General features: G+C 60.8%; 18 protein-coding genes. 11 read left to right on the forward strand and 7 right to left on the reverse strand.

Annotation, left to right across the window (positions count from 1 at the left end):
* Positions 1–84: 84 nt before the first annotated feature.
* Positions 85–2,685, forward strand: coding sequence for a glycogen/starch/alpha-glucan phosphorylase (locus tag JO015_02520; protein ID MBV9997965.1), 2,601 nt, complete (start codon positions 85–87; stop codon positions 2,683–2,685).
* A 90-nt stretch (positions 2,686–2,775) separates the two neighbouring features.
* Positions 2,776–3,633 carry an aldo/keto reductase gene (locus JO015_02525; GenBank protein MBV9997966.1) on the forward strand — a complete coding sequence of 286 codons (858 nt, stop codon included), beginning with the start codon at positions 2,776–2,778 and terminating at the stop codon, positions 3,631–3,633.
* Positions 3,634–4,181: 548 nt separating this feature from the next.
* Here JO015_02525 and JO015_02530 read toward each other — a convergent pair.
* The 7 genes from JO015_02530 to JO015_02560 form a co-directional block, all read right to left on the reverse strand.
* On the reverse strand, positions 4,182–5,120 hold the full coding sequence (locus JO015_02530; GenBank protein MBV9997967.1) for a 2-hydroxy-3-oxopropionate reductase: 939 nt from the start codon (positions 5,118–5,120) through the stop codon (positions 4,182–4,184).
* A 124-nt stretch (positions 5,121–5,244) separates the two neighbouring features.
* Positions 5,245–6,138: a sugar phosphate isomerase/epimerase gene (locus tag JO015_02535; protein ID MBV9997968.1), complete on the reverse strand. Its 894-nt coding sequence runs from the start codon at positions 6,136–6,138 to the stop codon at positions 5,245–5,247.
* Positions 6,139–6,284: 146 nt separating this feature from the next.
* Entirely contained in the window at positions 6,285–7,346 is a 1,062-nt protein-coding gene (locus JO015_02540) for a LacI family DNA-binding transcriptional regulator (protein ID MBV9997969.1), read from the reverse strand.
* A 77-nt stretch (positions 7,347–7,423) separates the two neighbouring features.
* A complete protein-coding gene (locus tag JO015_02545) occupies positions 7,424–8,392 on the reverse strand; it encodes an ABC transporter permease (protein ID MBV9997970.1) in 969 nt (322 codons plus the stop codon).
* Between the two features lie 85 nt (positions 8,393–8,477).
* Positions 8,478–9,473, reverse strand: coding sequence for an ABC transporter permease (locus JO015_02550; GenBank protein MBV9997971.1), 996 nt, complete (start codon positions 9,471–9,473; stop codon positions 8,478–8,480).
* Positions 9,466–11,007 carry a sugar ABC transporter ATP-binding protein gene (locus tag JO015_02555; protein MBV9997972.1) on the reverse strand — a complete coding sequence of 514 codons (1,542 nt, stop codon included), beginning with the start codon at positions 11,005–11,007 and terminating at the stop codon, positions 9,466–9,468. The genes JO015_02550 and JO015_02555 overlap by 8 nt, the downstream gene beginning before the upstream one ends.
* A gap of 60 nt (positions 11,008–11,067) precedes the next feature.
* Positions 11,068–12,063 (reverse strand): autoinducer 2 ABC transporter substrate-binding protein, encoded by a 996-nt coding sequence (locus JO015_02560; protein MBV9997973.1) that lies wholly within the window; start codon positions 12,061–12,063, stop codon positions 11,068–11,070.
* 287 nt (positions 12,064–12,350) lie between these two features.
* On the opposite strand from JO015_02560, the gene JO015_02565 reads away from it, so the two are divergent.
* The 9 genes from JO015_02565 to JO015_02605 all read left to right on the forward strand — a co-directional run.
* Complete coding sequence (locus tag JO015_02565; GenBank protein ID MBV9997974.1) at positions 12,351–13,772, forward strand: DUF2252 domain-containing protein; 1,422 nt, start codon at positions 12,351–12,353, stop codon at positions 13,770–13,772.
* Positions 13,773–14,430: 658 nt separating this feature from the next.
* Complete coding sequence (locus JO015_02570; protein ID MBV9997975.1) at positions 14,431–15,474, forward strand: NAD(P)-dependent alcohol dehydrogenase; 1,044 nt, start codon at positions 14,431–14,433, stop codon at positions 15,472–15,474.
* A 65-nt stretch (positions 15,475–15,539) separates the two neighbouring features.
* On the forward strand, positions 15,540–16,583 hold the full coding sequence (locus tag JO015_02575; GenBank protein MBV9997976.1) for an amidohydrolase: 1,044 nt from the start codon (positions 15,540–15,542) through the stop codon (positions 16,581–16,583).
* Between the two features lie 17 nt (positions 16,584–16,600).
* Positions 16,601–17,323 (forward strand): iron-sulfur cluster assembly protein, encoded by a 723-nt coding sequence (locus JO015_02580; protein MBV9997977.1) that lies wholly within the window; start codon positions 16,601–16,603, stop codon positions 17,321–17,323.
* A gap of 421 nt (positions 17,324–17,744) precedes the next feature.
* Positions 17,745–18,686, forward strand: coding sequence for a DeoR/GlpR transcriptional regulator (locus tag JO015_02585; protein ID MBV9997978.1), 942 nt, complete (start codon positions 17,745–17,747; stop codon positions 18,684–18,686).
* 807 nt (positions 18,687–19,493) lie between these two features.
* On the forward strand, positions 19,494–20,579 hold the full coding sequence (locus JO015_02590; protein MBV9997979.1) for a 2,3-butanediol dehydrogenase: 1,086 nt from the start codon (positions 19,494–19,496) through the stop codon (positions 20,577–20,579).
* A gap of 666 nt (positions 20,580–21,245) precedes the next feature.
* Entirely contained in the window at positions 21,246–22,028 is a 783-nt protein-coding gene (locus tag JO015_02595; protein ID MBV9997980.1) for an SDR family oxidoreductase, read from the forward strand.
* A gap of 125 nt (positions 22,029–22,153) precedes the next feature.
* A complete protein-coding gene (locus tag JO015_02600; protein ID MBV9997981.1) occupies positions 22,154–23,134 on the forward strand; it encodes a substrate-binding domain-containing protein in 981 nt (326 codons plus the stop codon).
* A 119-nt stretch (positions 23,135–23,253) separates the two neighbouring features.
* The coding region (locus JO015_02605; protein MBV9997982.1) for a sugar ABC transporter ATP-binding protein at positions 23,254–24,779 on the forward strand (1,526 nt) is incomplete at its 3' end.

Below are 24,779 nucleotides of genomic sequence, written 5' to 3' on the forward strand. Positions count from 1 at the left end.
GGCGATCTTCGATTCACGTGCCTTGCAAAGCGCGAGTTTTACCGTTTGTTTTACGCCCGTTCAGTATGCCCTGTACGATACATTATGGATCCCTTACCTGATAAACCGTTGGATTCCTGCTGTAAAAATCTCTCCATTGAGGACGATCGTACCGGCTTGAGCGTCGAAACCCTCAAACGAGCCTTTGCGGACAACCTATTTTACGTTCAGGGCAGGTTTCCGGAGATCGCGACGCAAAATGATTTCTACATGGCGCTGGCCTATACGGTGCGTGATCGCCAGTTACACCGCTGGATCAACACCATTGAAACCTACCTTAAACAAAAACACCATAGGATCGTCTCCTATTTTTCCGCGGAATACCTGCTTGGACCGCGCTTAGGAAACAGCCTGATCAGCCTGGGAATTTACGAGCAAGTCCGCCAGGCGGTGGAAGAGTCCGGGCTTCGCCTTGAACGTTTGCTCGAACAGGAAGCCGAACCGGGTCTGGGTAACGGAGGCTTGGGACGGCTTGCCGCCTGTTTCATGGATTCTCTTTCCACCCTGGAAGTTCCCGCCATCGGCTACGGAATCCGTTACGAATTCGGAATCTTCACCCAGGAGATTCGCGACGGCTGGCAGGTCGAAGTCGCCGACCAGTGGCTGCGCCTGGGCGACCCGTGGGAAATCCGCCGTCCTGACCGCACCGTGGAGGTCGGCTTCGGCGGCCGTACCGAATGCTACACGGACGATCAGGGCCGCTCCCGGATGCGCTGGATTCCGAGGCGGATCGTATGCGGTGTCCCGCACGATATGGCAATTCTCGGCTACCACGTCAACACGGCCAATACGTTACGCCTGTGGAAGGCCGAAGCCTCTGAATCGTTCAACTTTCAGGAATTCAACCAGGGGGACTACTACGGCGCCGTTCACGAACAGGTGGTGACCGGGACCATCTCCAAAGTTCTTTACCCCAACGACGCCGTGGTCCAGGGAAAGCAGTTGCGGCTGGAACAGCAATACTTCTTCGTTGCCTGCTCTGTGCAGGACATGATCCGCATCCACTTGCGTCTGGGACGAAGCCTGGAGGAATTCCATGAGACGTTTGCGGTGCAACTGAATGATACCCATCCGTCGATCGGGATCGCCGAACTCATGCGGTTACTCGTGGATGAGCACCGGATAGCGTGGGAAACCGCCTGGGACATTACCCGTAAGACGTTTGCGTACACCAACCACACGCTCCTGCCGGAAGCGCTCGAGAAATGGCCGGTCCGCTTGTTCGGCGACCTCCTGCCGCGGCACCTGGAGATCATATACGAGATTAACCGTCGGTTCCTCGACGAGGTTCGCCGGAAGTATCCGGATGATCCGGCGCGGGTTGCGCGGATGTCCCTGATCGATGAAAGCGGTGAACGCTACGTCCGGATGGCTTACCTTGCGACCGTCGGCAGCCACGCCGTCAACGGCGTGGCCGAACTGCATTCCCAACTCCTGAAGGAGACCACCCTACGCGATTTCTTCGAACTCTGGCCGGAGAAATTCCTCAACATCACCAATGGCGTTACCCCGCGCCGTTTCATCGTCTCCAGCAATCCCCGGCTCTCCCGCCTGGCGACCCGGAAAATCGGGGATGGTTGGATTACCCGCCTGGAGGACCTTCGGAAGCTGGAAGCCTTCGTGGAAGATCCCGGTTTCCGGAGTGAGGTCCGGCAGATCAAGCAGGCAAACAAGCGGGACCTGGCGAGCTATATCCAAAAACAAACCGGCGCCACGGTGGACCCGGAGAGCATGTTCGACGTGCAGGTGAAACGGCTGCACGAGTACAAGCGCCAGCATTTGAACGTGTTGCACATCATTACCCTGTACAACCGCATCAAACACGATCGCAACATCGACCTCCTGCCCCGCACCTTTCTTTTCGGAGGCAAGGCGGCCCCGGGATACTTCATGGCCAAGCTGATCATCAAACTGATCAATTCCGTTGCCGAGGTGCTGAACCGTGAACCGGACGTCCGCGATCGTCTCAAGGTAGTATTCCTGCCTAACTATGACGTCAAGCAGGCGCAACGAATCTTCCCTGCGGCTGACCTGTCGGAGCAGATTTCGACGGCCGGCTATGAGGCGTCCGGAACGAGCAACATGAAGCTTGCGATGAACGGGGCATTGACGATCGGCACGCTGGACGGCGCAAATATTGAAATCCGGCAGCAGGTCGGCGAAGAAAACTTTTTCCTGTTCGGTCTGACGTCTAAAGAAGTGTTTGAAAAGCGCGCCGCGGGCTATCGTCCGCGAGAGTACTACGACGCTAACGCGAATTTACGCGCCGCAGTTGACCTGATCAGCTCGGGACACTTCTCCAACGGCGACACCCGGTTATTCGAACCATTGGTAGATTCGTTGATGAAGCATGACCCGTACATGCTGTTTGCCGATTACGAATCTTACGTGAAGTGCCAGGACCAGGTCAGCCAAGCATACAGGGATACGGACCATTGGACGCGGATGTCGATCTTGAATACGGCCCGCGTGGGCATTTTCTCTTCGGACCGGGCGATTCGGGAATACAGTGGGAAGATTTGGGATGCGCACCCGGTCAAAGTTGAACTACAAGCTTACAGGCCGGGCGACGCGGGACTGAAAGTCGATGCCGGTGGCGGACAGACCGAACCGGCCGGGGCGATCGCTCCTATTGAGGGACGTTAGAATGCCGGCCCCCGAACCCCAAAATCGTTTGCATATTTAAACTGCTATGAATACACGTACGTCGATTTGTTCTATAGGATGGAGACAGCCATGATTGCGAAGCAGATTTTCGGACGCACCGGACACGAGAGCACACGGACCGTCTTCGGCGGCGCCGCTCTGTCCAGAGTCACGCAGGACGAAGCCGATCGTACCCTCGAGGTGTTGCTAAAGTACGGCGTCAATCACCTTGATGTCGCCGCCAGCTACGGTGATGCCGAACTTCGAATCGCCCCATGGCTGAAAAGGTATCCCGATCGCTTTTTCCTCGCCACCAAGACGGGCAGCCGCACCTACGACGAGGCCAAGCGCGACATTCACAATTCGCTGAAACGTACGGGGGTGGAGCGGGTTGACCTTATCCAGCTTCATAACCTCGCCGATCCCATCGAATGGGACATCGCGCTGAGTCCCGGAGGCGCGCTCGAGGCCTGCATCGAGGCGCGCGAGCAGGGTCTGGTACGGTTTATCGGCGTCACAGGGCACGGCGCTCAGATCGCCGCGACGCATCTGCGTAGCCTTGAACGCTTCGACTTCGATTCGGTGCTGCTGCCGTACAATTACCTCATGATGCAGCACGACTATTTCGCCGGCGCCTTTGAACGGGTCGCAGCGGCGTGCAAGGCGCGGAACACGGCCGTGCTGACGATCAAAGCGATTGCGCGACGGCCCTGGTGGGGACGCGAGCACACGCATGCGACGTGGTACGAACCGTTCGAAGACCAGCGCGACATTGACGCAGCCGTCCACTGGGTGCTGGCGCGCCCTGACGTCTTCCTCGCGACCCCAGGCGACATCCACCTGCTCCCGAAAGTTCTCGACGCGGCGAGTCGCTTCGTCTCCGCCCCGGAGGAGGAAGTGATGCGTGAACAGGGTGCGCGGCTGGAGGCACTTCCGCTCTTCGTTTAGGGGCGGACAAGCAAAGCCGGGGGCAGCATTCCCGAACGGTGCCAGGGAACATCCTTATCTCTGATTCGGAAACGCCCCGATTGTCCCTCGGCGGGCCTTTCTGTAAGTATGTTCCCGTATACCTTCTCTCGTTCAACCTGCCCGCCGGTCGGGTGACCGGCGGGTCTTTTTTTCTCGCCGCTGTTTTGTGCCGGTAGGTGGGGATTAGATCACTTTCTGCGGACCACAGCAGGAAGAAGGATCATCCGCAGAACACGCAGAAGAACGCAGAAAAGAGAAAAGCGTCCACAGATTAACACAGATTAAGCGGGCCCGGCGGGCCCGATACCTGGCGGCAACTCTAAGGTTGACACTCGCACCCACCCCCCAGGATGCCGCTCCGAACTCCGAACTCCGAACTCCGAACTCCGAACTCCGAACTCCGAACTCCGAACTCCGAACTCCGAACTCCGAACTCCTTCCCCCCTCTTCCCGCCGTGGTCGCCGTGGTCCGCCGTGTTCGCCGTGTGAACTCTTACGCTGTGCCCGCCGTGTGACCGTGTGAACTCTTACGTTGTGCCCGCACCGATCTCGTGATCTGCCAGCAATTCGATCGCGTGAACCAGAGCGGAATGGTCCGATTTGGAAAGGCCGTGCGCGGCGCAGGCGTTGAACAGTTGCTGGCACGTCGCGGTATTCGGCAACGCCATCCCGAGTTCTTTGGCATTTGCAAGGGCGAGCCCCAGATCTTTCTGGTGCAATTCGATCCGGAATCCAGGTTGGAAGTTTCGTTTGAGCAGACGTTCGCCATGCACTTCCAGGATTCGCGACGAGGCGAACCCGCCCATCAGCGCCTGCCGGACTTTCGCGGGATCCGCCCCGGCCTTTGACGCGAACACGAGTGCCTCGCAGACGGCTTCGATCGTCAGGGCAACAATGATCTGATTGGCTACCTTGGCGGTCTGGCCGTCCCCGTTCTCACCGACGCGGGTAATGTTTTTGCCCATCAATTCGAATAGCGGCTGCGCGCGCGCGAAAGCGGCTTCGCTGCATCCGGCCATGATGGTCAGCGTCGCATTTCTGGCGCCCACGTCACCACCGGAAACGGGTGCATCGATGTAGTCCGCCCCTAGTTCACGAATCCGGGCGGCGAACCGTTTGGTTGCCAGCGGCGAGATCGAACTCATGTCGATCACCAGCTTTTGCGGCGGCCCGTCCGCATCGCTTCCGTGCCCCTCGTGCGACCCTGCCGTAAGGGTGGTTGCCACGCCATTGTCGCCGAACAACACCGATTCCACGTCCGGCGTATCCGGGACCATCGTGATGATGAACTCAGCCGCCTGGGCAACTTCCGCGGGAGAACCGCATTCCTTCCCACCCCCGTCGAGCAAAGCCCTGTCTTTAACCCCGTGCCGGCTATGCAGAAAGAGGTGGTGACCGCCCTTCTGAAGGTTAAGCGCCATCGGCGCACCCATGATGCCCAAACCAATAAAACCGACGTTCGACATACAGGTAACTTACACGTTTGGCCGGCAGGTAAATCATCTCCGGACACGAACCGTGACGGCCGCCGGCGGATGATCCGGCGAGGATCACCCGCCCGTGCCGGGTTCCTGGCCCGGACCTTACGTTTCAGCCCTCGTTTTTGGACTGAGCCGACTGAGCTTTCTTCTGTTCCGCCCGGACGAATTCGGCGGAACGGGTCGCTTCTTCATCGAGCTTGTCGTGACCGGGCAGGTAGCGATAGACCGCGATATCCCGCCCGACCTCGCCGCCCGGAATCAGGAAAGGCTCCATGACCACGGCACCCTGATAATTAATCTGGTGCAACGCGCCGAAAATCTCCGGCCACGGCATCCGGCCGCGCCCGGGCGGGCGCCGGTTCGCTTCGCCGATGTGAAAGTGCCCCAACCAGGGTCCCGCTTCGACGATGGCGCCTCCGATGCTGTCTTCCTCAATGTTCAGGTGGAACGTATCCAGATGGACTTTGCAGTTGGGGCTCCCGACCCGTTGAACAAAAGCGATCCCTTCAGCAGCGGTGTTCATAAGAAAGTGCTCGAAGCGATTCACCACCTCGATACAAATGTAAACGCCGCAGTCTTCGGCACCCTTGACCGCTTCGCGCACACCCTCAACCGCCCGGTCAGTGAGAAGTTGTTTATCCTCACCCGGCAAAGGCCGGCGCGGCCACGAACTATAATTGATGCCGGCCATGATGGTGCCCCCCAGCTGCTGCATACCCCGGCATACCTCGTGCAGAAACGTAATCGCGTTTTTGCGGATTGCGGCGTCTTCCGAGAGCATGTCCATATCGGCCGTCATCCCGATGCTGTAGGTGAGCCCGATGCCGGCATTCGCTGCCGCGCCTTTGAGTGTGTCCCGCTCCGCAGTGCTCATCCGGGCGATTTTCTGGGCGCGAACTTCGAGCACGTCAAAGCCGCATTTTTTTGCTCGCGCGATAAACGGGAGCGGATCCACCTCCCAATACTGGGTCCAATAACCGAAGTGTATTCCGACGGGGTTCATAAATTAACTCTTGAAAGGTGCCGGGGTTACCGGCTCTCGGCTGCGGTGAAGCACCTTTTTGTTCGAGGTTCTGTGGGGAAATGCGCTTTGAATGCCTGCCTCTTTTTCAGTTGTGGCCCTCTTCGGCCTGTGGCATCCGTGGCCTTTCACGGTCGCGCCATCGTCGAGCCCGACGCTCGGGGAGGTGCAGTGGAACCTCGAACGACGACGCGGGTAGGAAGGAGCGCACTTTGGGGCTCAAATTCAAAATCATGATTCTGGTCGCCGCGAACCCAGCGCGCCTGGACGAGCTGCAATAACCGGTCCACGGTTCGCTCTCCCATTTCCGTGATCGGTTGAGCGACTGTGGTCAGCTCCGGCGAAACGTATGCTGCCAACGGGATGTCGTCAAAACCCGTCACCGACAACTCATCGGGCAACTGGAGGCCCGCCCTGCAAGCCCCATGGAGCACGCCCACCGCCAGCCCGTCGGTGAGCGCGACGATGGCCGTGGGTGAAGGGCGATGACGCAGGACACCTTGTGCGGTGCTGAGGCCCAAGCCGAACTGTTCTCCCGAACCGATCACCACCCATTCCTCCCTGAGTTCGACTCCGGCTTCATCCAACGCCCGCCTGATCCCGGACAGCCGGCGCCCCATCGACTCGCTGTGCGGTTCTGCACCGACGACGGCAATCCGCCGGTGCCCCAGGTCGAGCAGATGGCGGCCGATCCCGTAACCACCCTGAAGGTTGTCACTCAATACCCGGTCGACCGGGAGTGCGGGAAGGTCACGGTCCACCAACACGACCGGAACCCGGGTCCGCAGCAGCCGTTCGACGTTGGCCACGCTGTGACCGGTCGGCACCAGGATGATGCCGTCCACGCGTTGCCGCAGCAACATCTCGAGGTAAGCCGATTCCTTTTCCGGGTTTTCTTCGGCGCTGCATAAAAAAGCGCGGTACCCCTGTTTGAATAGCGCCTGTTCGATCGCATAACCGAGCAGGCTGAAAAACGGCTGTGAAACTTTCGGGACCAGCACACCAATAGACTGCGTTTTCTGGCGCCGGAGCCCCCGGGCCAAAGCGCTCGGTTGATAATTAAGCGCTTCCATGGTTTGCCGCACCTTGTCCTGGACGGCTTGGGTCACGTACCCGTTCTGGTTGATCACCCGCGAAACCGTGGCGGTCGATACACCGGCAAGGGCAGCGACTTCCTTTATCGTGGGCATACATGATCGGTTGAAGGTCCCATTAACTCCCGGCTCTGTGTCCGTCCACGAACTCCGGAGCCACGCCACCTGCCGCCTCATTTCAACGTTCCGCGTAACCAGAGGCGGGCCATCCAGCGGTCGCGCACCAGCGCGATGGCAATCGCCAGAATCATCGTCGCGCCCCAGATGGCTTCGGTCAGGTGCGGGCTGAAGCCCAGCAAATTAAAGCCCGTGGAGATGATTTGAAGCAGCACCAACGAAAGAAACAGCCCCAGCACCTTGCCGAACCCCCCGTTCGGATCCACCCCCCCCAGCACCGCCGCCAAAATCGTGATCAGCAGGTAGGATTCCGCGTAGCCCGCCCGCGCCGAGTTAAACCGCGCCATCATCACCACCGCCGCCACCCAGCACAGCACGCTGGAGGCCACGTACACCCCCACCAGCATCCAGTCGGTGGCCACCCCCGAGTAGCGCGTCGCCCGCTCGTTCGAGCCGATCATGCGCACCGACACCCCAAAGGCCGCGTGGCTCATGAGCACCGCCACCACCACCGCGCAGACCACAAACAGCACCATCGGCACGGGCACCCCCCCCAGCGTGCCGTTGCCCAAATACAGGATCGCCGGGGGAAACCCCCCGATGACCCCGCCGTTGGTGGCGTAGACGGCGATGCCTTTGACCGCCGTCATCGTGCCCAGCGTCACCAGGATGGGGTGCACGCCCAAAAAGGCGACGATTACCCCCGTGATGAGCCCGACCACCAACGAGGTTGCCAGGCCCGCGACCAGCGCCAGCGCGATGACCCCGGCCACCGCCGACGGCGCGCTGGCGGGCCCGAGCAGCTTGGTCAGGATCGCCGCCATCACCAGCGCCGACAGGTTGGCCGTGGCAATGATCGCCAGGTTCAAGCCCCCGCTCATCAGCGGGATCATCATGGCCAGCGCCAGGATCCCGAGCTCCGGCATCTGGAACGCCATGGCCCGAAGCGTCTCGCCCGATAAGAACCGCGCCGGGGCCAGCGCCCCGAAGAAGACCGCCGCCAGCACAATCAAGCCGATCAGCATCGTGATGGTCGGATCCCGCCCCAGCCAGCCCAGGGCGGAGGAGGGCCGGGGCGCGGGGGCGGCGGGCGCGGGGGCAGTGGCGGCTTCAATGGGCATGGCGAACGGTCCGTTTTTGCTGGCGTTTGGCGGCGTAAGCCGTGGCGCTCACGCTGATGAGGATGATCAACCCGGTGACAAACCCGAACGAATACGACGACACGCCCCGCAGGGTGAGGCCATTCTGCAGGATCGCCAACAGCACGATGCCCAGCACCGTCCCGCCGACGGTGCCAATGCCGCCCAACAGGCTGGCCCCGCCCAGCACCACCGCCGCCAGCACGTCAAGCTCGCGCCCGATCAGGGCATTGGGCACCACCTCTTCGACCCGGTGGGCTTGAACCAGCCCCGCCACGCCGGCCATCAGGCCCGAGTAGCCGTACACAAAACACTGCAGGCCCAGCAGGTTGCAGCCGACGCGCTTGGCCGCTTCGGGGTTGCCCCCCAAGCCGTAAATCTGCCGCCCGACCGACAACCGGCTCAGCAGCAAGGCCGTGATGAGCAGCACGATCGCCGCCACCACCACCGGAAAGGGGATCCCAACCAGCGACAGGTCCGCCGTGAACCAGTCGGGTAAATCGTAGATGGACTTGCCGTCGGTCACAAACATCAGCATCGCGAAGTAAAAGGTCATCGTCGAAATGGTCACGATCACCGGCAAGGCCCGCAGGTAGTAAATCAGCAGGGCATTCATGACGCCCAGCAGCGCGCCGAACAAGGCCGCCAGCCCAAAGGCCATGACCCAGTTGCCCCCGTAACGCACGAGGAGGCTGGCCACCAGGTACTGGCTGACGGCCGCCATGGCGGCGAACGAAATGTCGATCCCCCCCGAGATGAGCACCACCAGCAAGCCGGAGGCCATGATCGCCATCACCGAATAGTTCTCCAGCAAGGTGACCAGGTTTTTGCCGCTTAGAAAGCCGGGCGAGACCGCCGAGAAAATGACCGCCATCACGATGACGATGCCGGCCAGTTGGGCGTCGTGGCGCCGAAATGCCGTCCGCAAGGAGGCCGAGGGACCGGAGACGGAGCCGTTCTCAGGCATAGATGACCTCCCGGAGTTCCCGCTCGCTGACGCGCTGCGGATCGTAGGCTCCCACGAGCCGGCCCTCGCGCATGACCAGGATGCGGTGGCTCTGGTAGAGCACCTCTTCGATCTCATCGGAGATCAGCAGGATGGCCAGCCCCCGCGCGGCCAGCGCGTCGACCGCCTGGAAAATGCCCGCTTTGGCCCCGACATCCACCCCTACCGTGGGCGAATCCAGGATCAGCACCCGCGGATCGGTCGCCAGCCACTTGGCCAAGACCACCCGCTGCTGGTTGCCCCCGGAAAGTTGTTGCACCGGCCGCTCGGCGGTGTTGGTCTTGACGCGCAGTTCCTGGAAAATCCAGCGCTCGATGGTCTTGGCCCGGCGCGCCCCCTCGATGAGGCCCAGCCGCCCCGTGAGCCGGTCCAACACCGAAATGACCGTGTTATCGGCAATGGTCTGCGGCATCACCAGGCCCAGCGAGAGGCGGTCTTCGGACACGTAAGCGATCTTCCGGCGGATGGCCGCGCGGTTGGTGCGCAGCTGCACGGGCTTGCCGTCGACCCGGATCTGGCCCGAATCGGGCGGGTTCATGCCAAACAGCGACAGGGCCAGCTCGGTGCGCCCCGCCCCCAGCCGCCCGATCAGACCCAGGATTTCGCCGGGCCGCAACTCCAGGTCAACCTCGGCGTACTGGCCCGCGCGGCTCAGGCCGCGCACCTCCAGCACCGGGGCGGCCTGGCCCGACCACGGGGGTTTGAGGCTGCTTTCAAACACGTGGCCGGTGATCAGTTCGCCCAGGCGGCGCCGGTCGAGTTCTCTCACCCAATAGGTGCCCAGGTTGCGCCCGTCGCGCAGCACCGTCACCCGCTCGGCGATGGTCAGCACCTCCTCGAGCCGGTGGCTGACGAACACCGTGGCGATGCCCTGACGCTTGAGTTCGTGAATGGTGGCCAGCAGCGCCGTCACCTCCTGGTGGGTCAACGACGCGGTCGGCTCGTCCATGACGATCAGGCGCGCCTGCTCGCCGGCCAGCGCCCGGCAGATGGCCACCAGTTGGCGCGTGGCGATGGGCAGCGCCCCGACCAGCTCGTCCAGCGGCAGAGCAATCTTGAGCCGTTGCATGACCGCTTGCGCCCGACGGCGCATCGCCGGGCGGTCCACCAGGCGCACCGGCGTCGGGATGTGGTGGCCGAAGGCGATGTTCTCGGCCACTGAGAGGTTGGGAAACAACGAGAGGTCCTGGTAGATGATCTGCACGCCGAAGCGCTGCGAAGCGGCCGGCGTCAGGTGGGAGTGCGCCTTGCCCTCCAGCATGATCTGGCCTTCATCGGGCGCGTGCACCCCCGAGAGGATCTTGATTAGGGTGCTCTTGCCGCAGCCGTTCTCGCCGGCCAGGCAATGAATTTCGGCGGCCCGAATCGAGAAACTGACATCGGTTAACGCCCGTACGCCGCCGAAACGCTTGCTGATGCCCCGCATCTCGATGAACTCGGGGCCGGGCGCGGTTTGCAGGCTCTCAGGCGCGGGGCTGCTGATTAGGTCCGCCATGTTCGGGTGTTCGTCGCGCCCACGGCACCGGCGCGACGAACGGGTAGGTTGGTTAACGCGTTAGAGCCCCAACGAGGCGAGCTTATCAACCGTGTCTTTGTCTATCTTGAGCACTTTGATGACCCGAATCACCCGTTTCTCCGGATCCACGCTTGCCTTACCCAGGCCGGGTATCTCCATACCGTCTGTGATCGGCGTCTTGTCCACCACCATCTTTGACACCGTTACGATCGCGGCCCCCGCTTCGATCGGGCTCCAGATGTAACCCGACTTGATGATACCCTCTTTCACCAGTTTCCGGCCCTGGCTGGGTGAGCAGGCCCCGACCAGCACGATCTGGCTTTCTTTGCCGCGCTCCTTGATCGCGCGGCCCGCCCCGATGGGCCCTTGGCTGCCGAAGGTCAGGATGCCCTTCAGATTAGGGTGCGCCAGCATCGCGTCCAACGCGGTGCGATAGCTGTCGTCGACGCTTTCCGCCACGCCGTAACGATCGGCGACGAGCTTCATTTTAGGGTAATGCTCCTTCTGGTAAGCAATGGCGGCGTCCGCCCAAAGGTTGTGCAGCGGCACCGTCAACGAACCGACATAGACGATGTACTCGCCTTCTTCCCCCATGTACTGGGCAAAATCCTTCATGTGCTGTTCACCGAATTCCTTGTTGTCGATCATCTCGATGTCCCAGACGTTGCCTTTCTGATCAGGCGACTCGTGGGTGATGACCGGAATACCAGCCGCCTTTGCCCGGTCGAAGACCGGTTCGAGTGCCTTGGCGTCGTTCGGCACGACGCCGATTACACTCACCCTTTTGGCGATCAGGTCCTCAACCGCACGCACCTGCTGAGCCGGGTCAGCCGTGGTCGGCCCAACCATGTAAGCCTTCACGTGGTCTTCGGTTCCAGCTCTCTTGATGCCTTGTTCCATGGCGTTAAACCATGGGATACCGCCGATCTTGACCACGACGGCAATCTCCGGTTCGGCGGCTCGGAGCTGGGCATTGAACGTTGAACACAGAAAGAGCAGCGCTGAAAGGGCTGCATGTTTGGGGGTAACGCGCATTTTTGTTCCTTTGAGGGGGGGTAGAGTGACGGGGTATGTAAAGCTTTACCTAAGGCCAAACACGTTTCGTTTACAAGGCTGGACACGCGTTTTCTAAAACTTTTACCCTGACGGGCATCGTGCAGTGAATCACAGCCGCACCTTGAAAATCGGAATCAATCCGGCGCGGCAAAACACCAAGCGGCCCGGAGTCACGCCGGAGATCCGTTCACGGCGCGTTTGCACGCGCATGACCGATACGGCTTGGAGGCAGGTCCAAGGCGTAAACCAAGATGACAACCATGAAAATGCTTCCTCAGGCCGACCCCGTCGTGCCCGTGATTCCGGTAATGCCCACGAAGAGTGCAAACGCACTGCGCACCCTGCTCCCCAGCAACGAGGAGCGAAGGGCCGCGGGGCGCGCACTTCGAGACCGCATAAAACGCGGTGATCTCGGCCGGTGGCGACCCGCAGAAGGCCGCCCAGACCCGGTCCACCTCATCGAGCAATCAAACCTGGGACGCCTGGAGAGGCTGATCTCAGTGCGGATCAGCCGGATGCTGGCGTCGCCGTACGCCTTCCTGCGTGGCTCGGCCGCCCTGATGACTAACGACTTCGCGCATCTCCCCAGAACCGGGATTGAGCCGGTAATCTGTGGCGACGCACACCTCGGCAATTTCGGCTTCTACGCCTCCCCGGAACGCAACCTGGTGTTCGATCTGAACGATTTTGATGAGGCGCACCCCGGTCCTTGGGAATGGGATCTTTGGCGGCTGGCGACGAGCATCTGGGTAGCCGGTCGGCAGAACGGTCTGGCCGACGCCACCTGTGAGGACGCCGTGCTCTGGTGCGCGTCGGCTTACCGCCGGCAAATCGAGCGGCTGGCCGGGCAACCGCTGCTGGCCCGCTCCTTCGAGCGGATGGACATCGACCGCATGCGACAGGAGATGGCGGACTGGTCACTGCGGGCGGAAGTCGAACGGGCGGCAACTCTGGCCCGCCGGAGAACCACCGACCGGGCCCTGCCCAAGCTGACGGCCGAACACGACGGCGTACGGCACATCGTGGACCAGCCGCCCGTCGTGATGCACGTGTCTGATGACGAGAAGGAATGCCTCGTGGACGGCCTCCAGGCTTATCTGACAACCCTCCCACCCCACTGGGCCCGGGTGCTCAGTTCGTACGTCGTGGTCGACCTGGCCCTGAAGGTGGTCGGGGTCGGTAGTGTGGGCCTTCGATCGTTCGTGGCGCTGTTGCAGGGTAACGGGCCTCATGACCTGCTCTTTCTGCAAATGAAACAGGCCCGGCGTTCCTGCGTGGCAGAGTTCGTCCACGGCGCCACTGCGTGGCACGCGCATCAGGGCCAGCGGGTGGTGGAGTACCAGCAGACCCTGCAAACGGTCAGCGACCCGTTGCTGGGCTGGACCACGGTTGACCACCGTGACTATTACGTTCGGCAGTTCCGCGACATGAAGGGCGCAATCACCGTAGAGGGCATGGATGGCTCGGCGCTCATGGATTACGGTCGGATCTGCGGCGCCCTGCTTGCCAAAGGCCACGCCCGCACAACCGGCGCCACGATGTTGTCCGGTTATCTCGGCAAAGGAGACACTGCCGACCGGGCATTCGCGCGGTTTGCCCGCGCCTATGCGGATCAGACAGAGGCCGACCACCAGGCCCTCCAACGAGCCGTCAAGTCCGGCCGGTTACCCGCCGAACACGGGACCTAGCTTCGAACCCTGTCCCAAAACGTGTAACGCGCAGCCGGCCGGTTCGTTGGGGCTCATTGTTCCGCCGGAACAGAATGTGCCGTCTCCCGGTGAGCCGTTCGCGTTTGTCCAAAGAAATGTGTTGCGAATGCAAAACTTATTGACTGAGCCATATGCCGAATGTTTGCTGAGCATAGTTCTTAATTGTGCCTAGGGTTCCTCCGTATGAAAGTTCCTCCCTCACAACGCAAGTTCCTTTGTACCCACTGATGTTGTGCGAAGATTTGTGTGAATCCGGGCCCGACGATTTTTGTTCCGGCCGGACCCAAGTCGAACCGCACATTGAACCGGAAGGGGTACTGCTCTCCTTACCGGTGAGCGACTGTCCAAACCCCGGGTTAAGGTCGCCCAAGGCGAGCCAGCATCGCAAACTGACAAGTAGGGCCTGCCGGGTAAGGTGGTCCCGGTCAGCGCGATCGAAGATGGCGACCTGAGGCCGGAGAGGCCATGCCGGTGTGGCTTCCACCGGCGCGCTGGTTGCGTTCGCGGCTTCTGCAGCCTGCGCATGAGATAGTTCTTCTTCTGCTGAAACGAAGAGGCCGCCCGGAACTCCTGGAATTCTACCCGGAATCACTAACTAACGAATCGGCCGCTCCGGCTGCCGTAAAGGACATCTGATATGAAAGCCGCGCTGTTATACGAGTACGACACCAGCCTGGCCAGCCCCGACTACGTCAAGCTGGAAGAGGTGCCCGAACCCCGGCTGCTCAACGACACCGACGTGCTCGTCCGCATCGGCGGCGCCGGCGTCTGCCGCACCGACCTCCACGTCATCGAGGGCATCTGGCGCCAGAAGGTCGACGTCAAGCTGCCCTACGTCCTGGGCCACGAAAACGCCGGCTGGGTGGAGGAAGTCGGCAAGAGCGTCCACGGCCTCAAGAAGGGCGACCCGGTCATCTGCCACCCCCTCATTTCCAACTGCCACGCCCTGGAAGCCCGCCGCGGCCAGGACATGCACGTCGAGGGCAGCGAGTTTCCCGGCATCAACACCAACGGCGGCTACGCCGAGTTGTTGCGCACCGGTTGGAGCTCGCTGGTCAAGCTGCCCCAGACGCTGGCCCCCAAGGACGTCGCCCCCCAGGCCGATGCCGGCCTGACGGCTTACCACGCGGCCAAAAAGGCCGCCGCCCACCTCTTGCCCGGCCAGAAGGCCGTCGTCATCGGCGTGGGCGGCCTGGGCCACATCGGCATCCAGGCCTTGAGCGCCTTGTGCGCCGCAGAGATCATCGCCGTGGACCGCTCCGACCTGGCCCTCTCGCTGGCCAAAGAGTGCGGGGCCCACCACACCGTCAAAGCCGACGAACATGAAGTCGAGGCCATCCAGGCGCTCACCGGCGGCAAGGGCGCCGAGGCCGTCATCGACTTCGTCGGCGAAGGCAACGCCATCAACGTCGGGCTGGCCGTCACCCGCAACAACGGCGCTTACTACGTCGTGGGTTACGGCGGGGAGGTGCGCATTTCGACCCTCGACCTGATCACCAGCGAAAAGCGCATCATCGGCAACCTGGTGGGCACCTACACCGAGTTGGTGGAGCTCATGGAGTTAGCCGATCAAGGCAAGGTCCACCTGGCCACCAAGCATTACAAGCTCAGCGAGGCCAACCAGGCGCTCCACGACCTGCACGCCGGCAAGGTCAAAGGCCGGGCCGTGCTGGTGCCCTGAGCCAGCCGTTAACCCCAAACCCGTACGCACACGCACCCACCCACACCCCCCCTCCTTACCAGCATATGTTTACCACCAAGAACGGAGAGAACATCTTCGTCATCGACGCCCACATCGCCCTGTGGGATGGCAGCCCGGCCAACCAGCGCAACCGCCACGGCGAGGAATTCATCAACTGTTTCTACAACTACCACAAGATCAGCCCCAAGGAATACCTCTGGCCCCGCGACAAGTTCGAGCGCTACAGCGAAGAGGACCTCATCAAGGACATCTTTGAGGACGGCTACGCCGACATGGCCATCTTCCAGCCGGCCTACTTGGGGGAGTTCTATAAAGAGGGCTTCGGCAACCTCAAGCGCAACTGGGCGCTGACCCAGCAGCACCCCGACCGGCTGATCCACAACGGCTGGTGGGACCCGCGCAACGGCGAAGAGGGCCTGGAGCAGTTGGAACGGGAGGCCGAACTCTACAAGCTCAAAGGCGTCAAGCTTTACACCGCCGACTGGAACGGCAGCTCCAAGGGCTACAAGCTCTCCGACCCCTGGGCGCAGCGCTACCTGCAAAAGTCCATCGAGCTGGGCATCAAAAACATTCACGTCCACAAGGGCCCGACGATCCTGCCGCTCAACCGCGACGCCTTCGACGTGGCCGACGTCGATGACGCGGCCAGCAGCTTCCCCGAGCTCAACTTCATCGTCGAGCACGTGGGCCTGCCGCGGCTGGACGACTTTTGCTGGATCGCCACCCAGGAGCCCAACGTCTATGCGGGCCTGGCGGTGGCCAGCGCGCTGATCCACACCCGCAAGCGCTACTTTGCCGAGATCATGACCGAGTTGCTCTACTGGCTGGGGGCGGACCGCATCCTGTTCGGCAGCGACTACGCCATCTGGCAACCCAAATGGATCATCGAGCAGTTCATGGAGCTGGAGTTGACGGAGGACCTGGCCGCCGAGGCCAACCACACCCTGAGCCTGGAGGTCAAAAAGAAGATCATGGGCGAAAATGCCGCCCGGCTCTACGACATCAACATCGCCAAGCAGTGCGCGCGGCTGGGGCTGCCGGTCATCGAAGAACCCGTGGGCCAGGACGTCGGGGTGGGCGTGGGTTAAGGCCTATGGAGCCGGGGATGAAAGATCGGCCTGAGGACCGGGTGGAGCAGGTGCGGGCCGCCCTGGAGACGGTGACCGATCCGGAGATCGACGAATCGGTCACCTCGCTGGAATTCATCAGCGCCCTGGAGGTGGGCGAACGCGGGGAGGTGTCAATCGAGTTTCGGCTGCCGACCTACTGGTGCGCGCCCAACTTTGCCTTCCTGATGGCCAGCGACATGCGCGACGCGGTGGGGGCCTTAAGCTGGGTGCAGGGCGTCTCGGTGAAGCTGTTGGACCACTTCAGCGCCGGGTTGATCAACCGGGGGGTGGCCTTGAAGCAAGGCTTCCGGGAGGCCTTCCCCGGCGAGTCAGACGACGACCTGGCGGTGGTGCGCCAGAAGTTCCTGGGCAAATCCTTCGAGCGGCGCCAGGAATTGTTGGTGCGCCACCTGCTTGAGCGGGGGCAGCGGGCCGAAGGGCTGACGGCGCTGAGCCTGCGGGGGTTGCTGGGGCTGGCGCTGGAGGCCGAGGGCGACCGGTTGCGGGCGCTGTACGCCTTTGCTTGGCGGCGGCTGTGGCCGGCGTGGGGGGAGGAGCGCCTGGCCTTTGTGACGCTTGACGGGCAGGCCTTGGTGGCCGGGGAGCTGTCGCGCTACCTGCGCAGGCTGGCGGGGGTGCGGCGCAACGCCGAGTTTAACGGCGGCATCTGCCGCAGCCTGCTGGCTGAACGCAAGGCAGACCTGCTCACCGCAACGTGAAACGTTTCACCGCAGATCTGCGGTGGTGACGAAGGCACAATTGACCAATCACTCCAGGACGGCATAACTGCTGTCCTGGAGATTGGGTATTTACCGCCTTCGTTCTCAAAGAGGCCGGCCGGTCCCTCCGGGGCCAAAAACAAAACTTGCCGGTCGCCCTCACGAAATGCCCATTGGGCAAACCGCCCGGCGAGGTCTGCCGGCCCCTTTCACGACCCGGCAGGACACCTCTGTACCCCGGCAACGGCCTGGCCAAGGCTCGTTGAGCCACCCCGAAAACCGTTACCCCGCCGGGACAGATTTACAAAAGTTCATTTAAATAAACTAATATTTGACATGCCCAAGAGTTTCTCTATCATTCGGGACCTTATCTTCCGGCATCCTTGCGGAGATATAAATAAAGTTCATTTATTTGAACAAAATGAATACGGATCCGCTCATTACCCCCCTTGGTTCCGAGGAAAATCTTTCGCGCGGTATCGACTGCGCCGCGAAATCTGCCTGGCGCCGGAACCGCCGGCAGCCCGATACCCCTCAGGGCGTCGCGTTGCGGATCGCGGAGGATCGCCTCTGCCCGGTGCTCCCCGTCAAACGGCACCTTGAACTTTTAGGTCTCCTTTGCAACCGCGGTCAGTTGACGGTCAGGGAGGTGGCGAATCGTTTTGGAATTTCCGTGGATACGGCCCGCCGGGACCTCGACCTTCTGGCGCGTCAGGGCCGGCTTGCCCGCGCTTACGGGGGCGCCGTCGCGATCGAATCGCAGGTGCCGCAAGAACGGAAGCTTATGCCGCGAGCACCCGGCCATCGCTTTGAACCAACGCCCCTTGCGCAATCCCTTCACCAACTCGTTAAGGACGGCGAAACGCTCCTCTTAAGCGGCGGTTCCGCCACGTGGTGTTGTGCCGAAGCGTTAGGCGGCCGGAGCATACGGATGGTCACCAACAGCCTCGACCTGCCCTTCGAACTGGTGACCAGTGCCGACGTTTACGTCCTTGGGGGAAAATGCCGCCCGGACGCGCGGCTGACGGTCGGCCCGGTGATGCTTTCTGGAATGAACATCAACGCCGACTCTGCGGTCATCGGCGTTGACGGGATCACGGCAAAAGACGGGCTCACCGCAGACCGTCCCGAAGACGCCTTGATGGCTTCAGAAATGATCGCCGCCGCACAACGCACGATCGTCATGGCGGATTCTTCCACGCTCGGCAAAAGGTCCTTCGCCCGGATCGGACCGATCGCGAGCATGCAGGTGCTCATTACGGATAAAGCGCCGCCGGCCGATTTAGCAGATGCCTTACACGACGCGCGCGTGAAAGTGATCGTTGTTGGGCCGGAAGCGGCGAACCCGCTTGACGGTGACTGATGTCCAGCACGTCCCAGAGCACAAAGATAACTCTAAGCGACCGTTTTTCGAAGGTAGGACGTGCCGTTCTATGCTGCACCATGCCATTCTATGCAGCTCACCGTCAACTAACCATGCATCTATACCGGCGAATGGTGAATTGTGGTCCTAAACTATCTCTGCCAACAACTCCCGTCTCTCTGCAGCAACGTGCCGTTCTATGCACTTCTGAACGCGGAAGCGCACCGCACGGGCGGCGCGGCGATGGGCAAAGGAAGGAAAAAATCTTTTCTGTCAACGTAAAATCGATTGACGTAGGCGCAGCGTTAATCTTAGCTAGGTTCGGAGCTTAAGCTTACCTAAAGTTGCTCTTTATGAATGTCTCCCCCCTGAGTTCCTTCCCCCTTAAGAAAGCCCCTGGTCAAGGTCCTTTCGGAGGATTGACGTCGTACGACGAGCTACCCGCACCCGGTTGAGTCATCTTTCGTTCCGGCAGGACGCAAATCAGGTAAACAACACACCAGCATACAGCCAGGCACGCGTGAATGGCCGCCGCATAAAGGCCACGTTAGTTAGGTTCGATCAAGGCGGAGCCGGGGCGGCTGTTGGCCGCAAACCCGCGCATATTTTCCTGCCGATGAATGACGCGGATGCAGAAGTGGGATTCGGTGCCTGGCGGCGGAAGGCGAACCAAGCCGCCGATCGACTCCTTTTACGCAGCGGTAGGTCCGTTGAAACGTTCAGGGGCTGTCGGCATGCAGAACGGGACGGACGGCAAACAACTTAACAACATACAATCTGGGTCATAATAGGTAATAGGACAAGCATATGAAAGCGCTTCGTTTTCACGGCCGGAAAGACTTGCGGGTGGACGACGTGGAGGATCCGAAGTCATGCGGGCCTCACCAGGTTCTGGTTAAAAACTCCTATTGCGGCATTTGCGGGACTGACCTGCACGAGTATTTGCACGGTCCGATCCAAATCCCGCAGAAGCCCCACCCCTTCTCAAAAGCGGTCCTCCCGTTGATACTCGGGCACGAATTTTCCGGCGTGGTTGAGGCGGTTGGGCCCGAGGTGCAAAGCGTCCACCCCGGGGATCACGTTTCCATTCAACCCAACGTCATCCCGGGCGGAGACTACTTCGACCGGCGCGGCTGGAGTCATCTGAGTGATAACCTGTCGGTGGTCGGCTTAAGTTACCCGTGGGGCGGCATGGCCGAGCGCTGCCTGGTCTACGATTACAACGTCGCCAAACTGCCGCCCGAGGTCTCCGATGAGCAGGGCGCGATGATCGAACCGGCCGCCGTCGCGGTTAATGCGATTGAAAATGGGGACCTGAAGGCCGGAGACACGATCCTCATCACCGGCGGTGGGCCCATCGGGGCGCTGGTTGGGATGGCAGCCTCCGCAGCCGGTGCATCAAAAATCTTTCTTTCGGAACCGAACCCGGTCCGCCGCGAATTCCTGGCCTCCTGGGACGTGTTCACCGGCATTTACGACCCGTTAAGCCAGGACGTGCCCGCGCTTGTGCGGGAACAGACCGAGAGCGGCGTCGGGGTGGACGTCGCGGTCGAATGCGTCGGCAACGAGAGAGCGCTCGCAACGTGCATGGATGCGGTGCGTCGTCGCGGGACCGTGGTTCAGGTAGGCCTCCCCACGCGCCCCGCAAACATAGACTTGCACAAGCTCGTGACCAAAGATCTTTCCTATCGCGGCAGTTGGGCCTATAAGAACACGGCATGGCCAAAGGTGATCGGCCTCGTTGCCTCCGGCAAGCTGCCCGTCGAAAAGGCCATCACCGGTAAGGTCAAACTCGACGCGGCGGTCTCGCAAGGCTTTGACGCGCTGGCGGCCCCCGACAGCGCTCACATCAAGATCCTCGTGGAGGCACCTTCACATACAGCTACCCCGTAACCCTAAGCAGGCAACCAATCCCCAGGTATGACAGATAAATTCCCAATGGACGTTTCGGCTAGGCGTTACCGGCTGACGTTTCATTCGAGGGAACAACAACGTCTACCCCGCCCTCTTCGACGGAGCCGGGCATCGCGTCGCTTTACAGTACACCATGGCGGCGTTCAACCGGGATATCGAATCTAACCTTTTGCTGAAGTACCGGGCCCACGTCCAAACGCCAGGTCTTCTGCTCTGCTTCATCGGCTTTAGTGAGGGGATCATAGCGGCTTGACATCTTTTTGGATTCCGTCTATCTCTATTGTCGCGTATTCCCCTCATTCGAACATCGTGCACATCCCGCATAGGGGTCACCAGATGAACACGCGTAGCAAATCGGCGGACATTCCATGAAAGCGCTTCGTTTCCACGCCATTAAAGAGTTGTGGGTGGAAGATGTGGACGAAAACCGCGCCGGGGTGAACGTTGCTATTGAATGCGTAGGAAATGAGAAAGTGCTCGCCACTATGGATTCTGTGGGTCGTCGCGGGACTTTGGTGCAGGTCGGTCCTCCCACGCGCGGGACGGCGATCGACTTGCACAAGCCGGTTGCCGTCCTAAGCAGACGGCCATCACCCCATCGCACATAACTGCCTGCTTATACTTATCTGAGCTACTGAATTTATGATGAAACGTTTCATCGGTAAGACTGTGGTGGTCACCGGGGCCGGCCGCGGCATCGGGTTCGGCATCGCCGAGCGCTTCGCGGAAGAGGGAGCGAACCTTGTGGTGGCTGATCGGGATCCGAAGGTGGAGGAAGCGGGCGAAAAGCTAAAAAAATCTTTCGGGGTCGGCGCCTTGGCCGTGGAATGTGACGTCACCAACAAGGCGCAAGTCGAAAGCCTTTATGAGCGGGCGGCGGCGCAGTTCGGGACCATCGACGTTTCGGTCCAGAACGCCGGTGTCATCACGATTGCCCAACTCGAAAGCCTCACCGAAAAGGATTGGAACTTCGTGATGGCCGTTAACTCGACGGGCGTCTTTCTCTGCTGCCAAGCCGCCGCCAGATACATGATCAAGCAACGTTCCGGACGCCTGATCAACAGCTCTTCGGCCCAGGGCCGGCAAGGCTTCATCTATACCCCTCACTACGCGGCCAGCAAATTCGCCGTCATTGGCATGACCCAAAGCCTGGCCAAGGAGTTGGCGCCTCACGGCATCACCGTTAACGCCATCTGCCCTGGGATTATCGAGACTGATATGTGGGCTTACAATGACGAACATTGGGGGAAGCTTCTTGGCAACTATAAGCCAGGCGAGCTGATGAAAGAATGGATTCAAGGGGTTCCCCTGAAACGTGGCGGTAATGCCAAAGATATCGCCGGGTTGGTCAGCTTTCTGGCTTCTGACGACGCCTCCTACATCACCGGCCAAGCGGTCAACGTCGATGGAGGGCTGGTGATGTCTTGAGTGCGGAGCGACTGGAGAACCGGGCGGCGGCCAACGCACCGGAGCGCCGGCCGCTGCTTTGTAAAAAAGGATAAGAAAAGAGATAAACACGAAAGACGACAAATCATAACTCAGTCGATGCCATCATGAAGACGACAAAAATTGTTCCCCTGCTCGCCGTTGCGGGTCTGGTTTTTTGTACCGCGGCAATCGCGGCGGATCAGCCCGAAGCCGCGCCGCTGAAACCGATCAACAAAAAGCTGACTTTCATTTACATCCCGAAGCTTGTTCACCCTTGGTATGAGGAAGTAAAGCGGGGCGTCGAGTACGGCATTCAGGAAGTGAAAAAGGAAGGCATTGACGTTGAGTACATCTGGGACGCACCGGCCCAGGCCGATGTTGATGAAGAAAACCGGAAGATCGAGGCCGCCATCTCCCGCAAGCCGGACGGATTGTGCGTTTCGTGTCTGGACCCGGCTACCAACGCCCAGTTGCTGGACGAGGCGCTCAAAGCGAAAGTCAACCTCCTGACGTTCAACGCCACGGGCGGCCCGAAATACCCGTTTGTCGGTCGAAACAAAGACACTGACGATGGCTACCAGTGCGGAAAGTACGTGGCCGAAAAGCTGGGGGGGAAGGGAAAGGTGGCCATCCTGTTGGGCAGCCTGACGGCGCCCGAGCACCAGGGGCGCGTCCAAGGTTTCAAGAAGGCGCTGGCGGAGTACCCGAACATCAAGATTGTTTTTGAACAACCTGACAACGACAACCTCGAGCAGGCGGTATCGGTCACCGAGAGCGCCTTGCAGGCGCACCCGGACCTCAATGCCATCTTGTGCTGCAACGCCAGCAACCCGATCGGGGCGGCGCGGGCCGTTAAAAACGCGGGCAAAGCGGGCAAGATCCTGATCGGAGGATTCGATAATCTTCCCGAGACGCTGGATTTCGTCAGGGAAGGGGTGATCCTGGTCACCATGGCCCAGCGCCAATGGGAGATCGGTTATTGGACCCTGCGATACCTGGTTGCGATGAACCGGGGCCAGACGATTCCCCAGGATCATGATACCGGAATCCTGATGGTAACCGCCGACACCCTGAAGAAGATAGGGCAGGCTCAGGCCAGCAAGTAGCAGCACGCGCCAACAAGCGGGCGTTGACGGATCAATCACGATTGACGCCCGCGTTAATCACGCGAGAACTAACCGGCCTAGACGGCGCGAACGCAAACCCAACAAACCAGCCGACCGACATGCAGGAGTCCCGAAGCAAAAAGGAGCTGTTTTTTGAGGTCCGCAACATCTCCAAAAGCTTCTCGGGAACGCAGGCTCTCAAAAATGTAAGTTTGAACGTTCGTGCCGGCCAGGTCCACGCGGTCATCGGTGAGAACGGGGCGGGCAAAAGCACGCTCATGAACATCATCTGCGGCAAGCTGCAGCCCGACACCGGTGAACTCGCGCGAGACGGCCAGATCTTGAACTTCCGCTCCCCCCTGGATGCGCATCGCGCCGGGATCGCGATCGCACCTCAAGAACTGAATTTGTGCCCGCAGTTATCGGTGGCAGAAAACATCGTGCTCGGAAACCAGCTCACCGCCGGCATCAGCATCGACCGGAAGGCGACCCGGCGCGTGGCGGAGGAACACCTCGCCGAGATCGATGACCGAATCGATCCGGGAACCAAGGTTGGCGACTTAAGCGCGGCCGCTCAGCAGCTCGTGCAGATCGCTCGGGCAACGGCCACCCGCGCGGATATCCTGATTTTCGACGAACCGACAGCGGCACTGACCGATCGCGAAGCCAAAAGTCTTTTCGGGTTCATCTCACGTTTCCGCGAACGGGGCGGAGCCATCTTTTACATCTCCCACCGCCTCGATGAGATCCTTGAGTACGGGGACCGCATTTCGGTCCTCCGTGACGGGGCGTACATCACGGAGCTCGACCCGCGCCGGACGAACAAGGACGAAATGGTCCGCCACATGGCGGGCCGGCAATTCACGAAGGCCGATCTGCGGTCGGGGGTGAAGGACGCGAAAACAAGCGAAATCGTCTTGAGCGTCGAGGGACTCAGCCGGAAACGCGAGTTCGACAACGTCAGCTTCGAACTCCGGCGGGGCGAAATCCTTGGGGTGTCAGGCCTGATCGGATCCGGACGAACGGAAGTGGGCAAGTGCATCTTCGGTCTGACGAAGGCGGATCGGGGGCAGGTTTTCATTGATGGTAAAGAAGTGGTTCATCGCGGTCCTGCCGACGCGATCAAGAGCGGCCTCGTCTACCTCCCGGAGGAGCGGAAGAAAGAAGGAATTTTTCCCATCCTGAGCGTGCGGGAAAATCTTTGCATTGCCGGCTTTGAGCGGTTTAGAAATTTTTACGGTTTGAGCCGGCGCCGGATGGTTAAAAGCACGAAGGACTACATCACGCGCATCGGCATCAAGACGTCACGCACCGAAACACCCATCAGGAATTTAAGCGGGGGTAACCAGCAGAAAGTCATTATTGCCCGATGGCTGCTGAAACAGTGCCGCATCTTGATTCTCGATGAACCGACGAGGGGCATCGACGTGAGGGCTAAATTCGAAATTCAGTCCTTCCTGCGGGAACTGACGAAGCAGGGGTTATCCATCATCTACATCTCGTCGGAAATGGAGGAAGTGCTCGAAGTGTCGGACCGGATCATGGTGATGCACCTGGGGCAAGTCAAAGGCATCGTGGATGCACACAGCGCAACCCAGGAAGGGTTGCTGGGCATTGCGATGAGCTTGAACGAGGACCTCCATCG

The sequence above is a fragment of the Verrucomicrobiota bacterium genome, assembly GCA_019247695.1.
GTDB lineage: Bacteria > Verrucomicrobiota > Verrucomicrobiia > Chthoniobacterales > JAFAMB01 > JAFBAP01.

What these genes read in the sequence shown, in the direction of transcription:
- JO015_02520 (MBV9997965.1), top strand. Translation starts at nt 85, where the DNA reads ATGGATCCCTTACCTGATAAACCGTTGGATTCCTGCTGTAAAAATCTC.
- JO015_02525 (MBV9997966.1), top strand. Translation starts at nt 2,776, where the DNA reads ATGATTGCGAAGCAGATTTTCGGACGCACCGGACACGAGAGCACACGG.
- JO015_02530 (MBV9997967.1), bottom strand. Translation starts at nt 5,120, where the DNA reads ATGTCGAACGTCGGTTTTATTGGTTTGGGCATCATGGGTGCGCCGATG.
- JO015_02535 (MBV9997968.1), bottom strand. Translation starts at nt 6,138, where the DNA reads ATGAACCCCGTCGGAATACACTTCGGTTATTGGACCCAGTATTGGGAG.
- JO015_02540 (MBV9997969.1), bottom strand. Translation starts at nt 7,346, where the DNA reads ATGCCCACGATAAAGGAAGTCGCTGCCCTTGCCGGTGTATCGACCGCC.
- JO015_02545 (MBV9997970.1), bottom strand. Translation starts at nt 8,392, where the DNA reads ATGCTGATCGGCTTGATTGTGCTGGCGGCGGTCTTCTTCGGGGCGCTG.
- JO015_02550 (MBV9997971.1), bottom strand. Translation starts at nt 9,473, where the DNA reads ATGCCTGAGAACGGCTCCGTCTCCGGTCCCTCGGCCTCCTTGCGGACG.
- JO015_02555 (MBV9997972.1), bottom strand. Translation starts at nt 11,007, where the DNA reads ATGGCGGACCTAATCAGCAGCCCCGCGCCTGAGAGCCTGCAAACCGCG.
- JO015_02560 (MBV9997973.1), bottom strand. Translation starts at nt 12,063, where the DNA reads ATGCGCGTTACCCCCAAACATGCAGCCCTTTCAGCGCTGCTCTTTCTG.
- JO015_02565 (MBV9997974.1), top strand. Translation starts at nt 12,351, where the DNA reads ATGCTTCCTCAGGCCGACCCCGTCGTGCCCGTGATTCCGGTAATGCCC.
- JO015_02570 (MBV9997975.1), top strand. Translation starts at nt 14,431, where the DNA reads ATGAAAGCCGCGCTGTTATACGAGTACGACACCAGCCTGGCCAGCCCC.
- JO015_02575 (MBV9997976.1), top strand. Translation starts at nt 15,540, where the DNA reads ATGTTTACCACCAAGAACGGAGAGAACATCTTCGTCATCGACGCCCAC.
- JO015_02580 (MBV9997977.1), top strand. Translation starts at nt 16,601, where the DNA reads ATGAAAGATCGGCCTGAGGACCGGGTGGAGCAGGTGCGGGCCGCCCTG.
- JO015_02585 (MBV9997978.1), top strand. Translation starts at nt 17,745, where the DNA reads ATGAATACGGATCCGCTCATTACCCCCCTTGGTTCCGAGGAAAATCTT.
- JO015_02590 (MBV9997979.1), top strand. Translation starts at nt 19,494, where the DNA reads ATGAAAGCGCTTCGTTTTCACGGCCGGAAAGACTTGCGGGTGGACGAC.
- JO015_02595 (MBV9997980.1), top strand. Translation starts at nt 21,246, where the DNA reads ATGAAACGTTTCATCGGTAAGACTGTGGTGGTCACCGGGGCCGGCCGC.
- JO015_02600 (MBV9997981.1), top strand. Translation starts at nt 22,154, where the DNA reads ATGAAGACGACAAAAATTGTTCCCCTGCTCGCCGTTGCGGGTCTGGTT.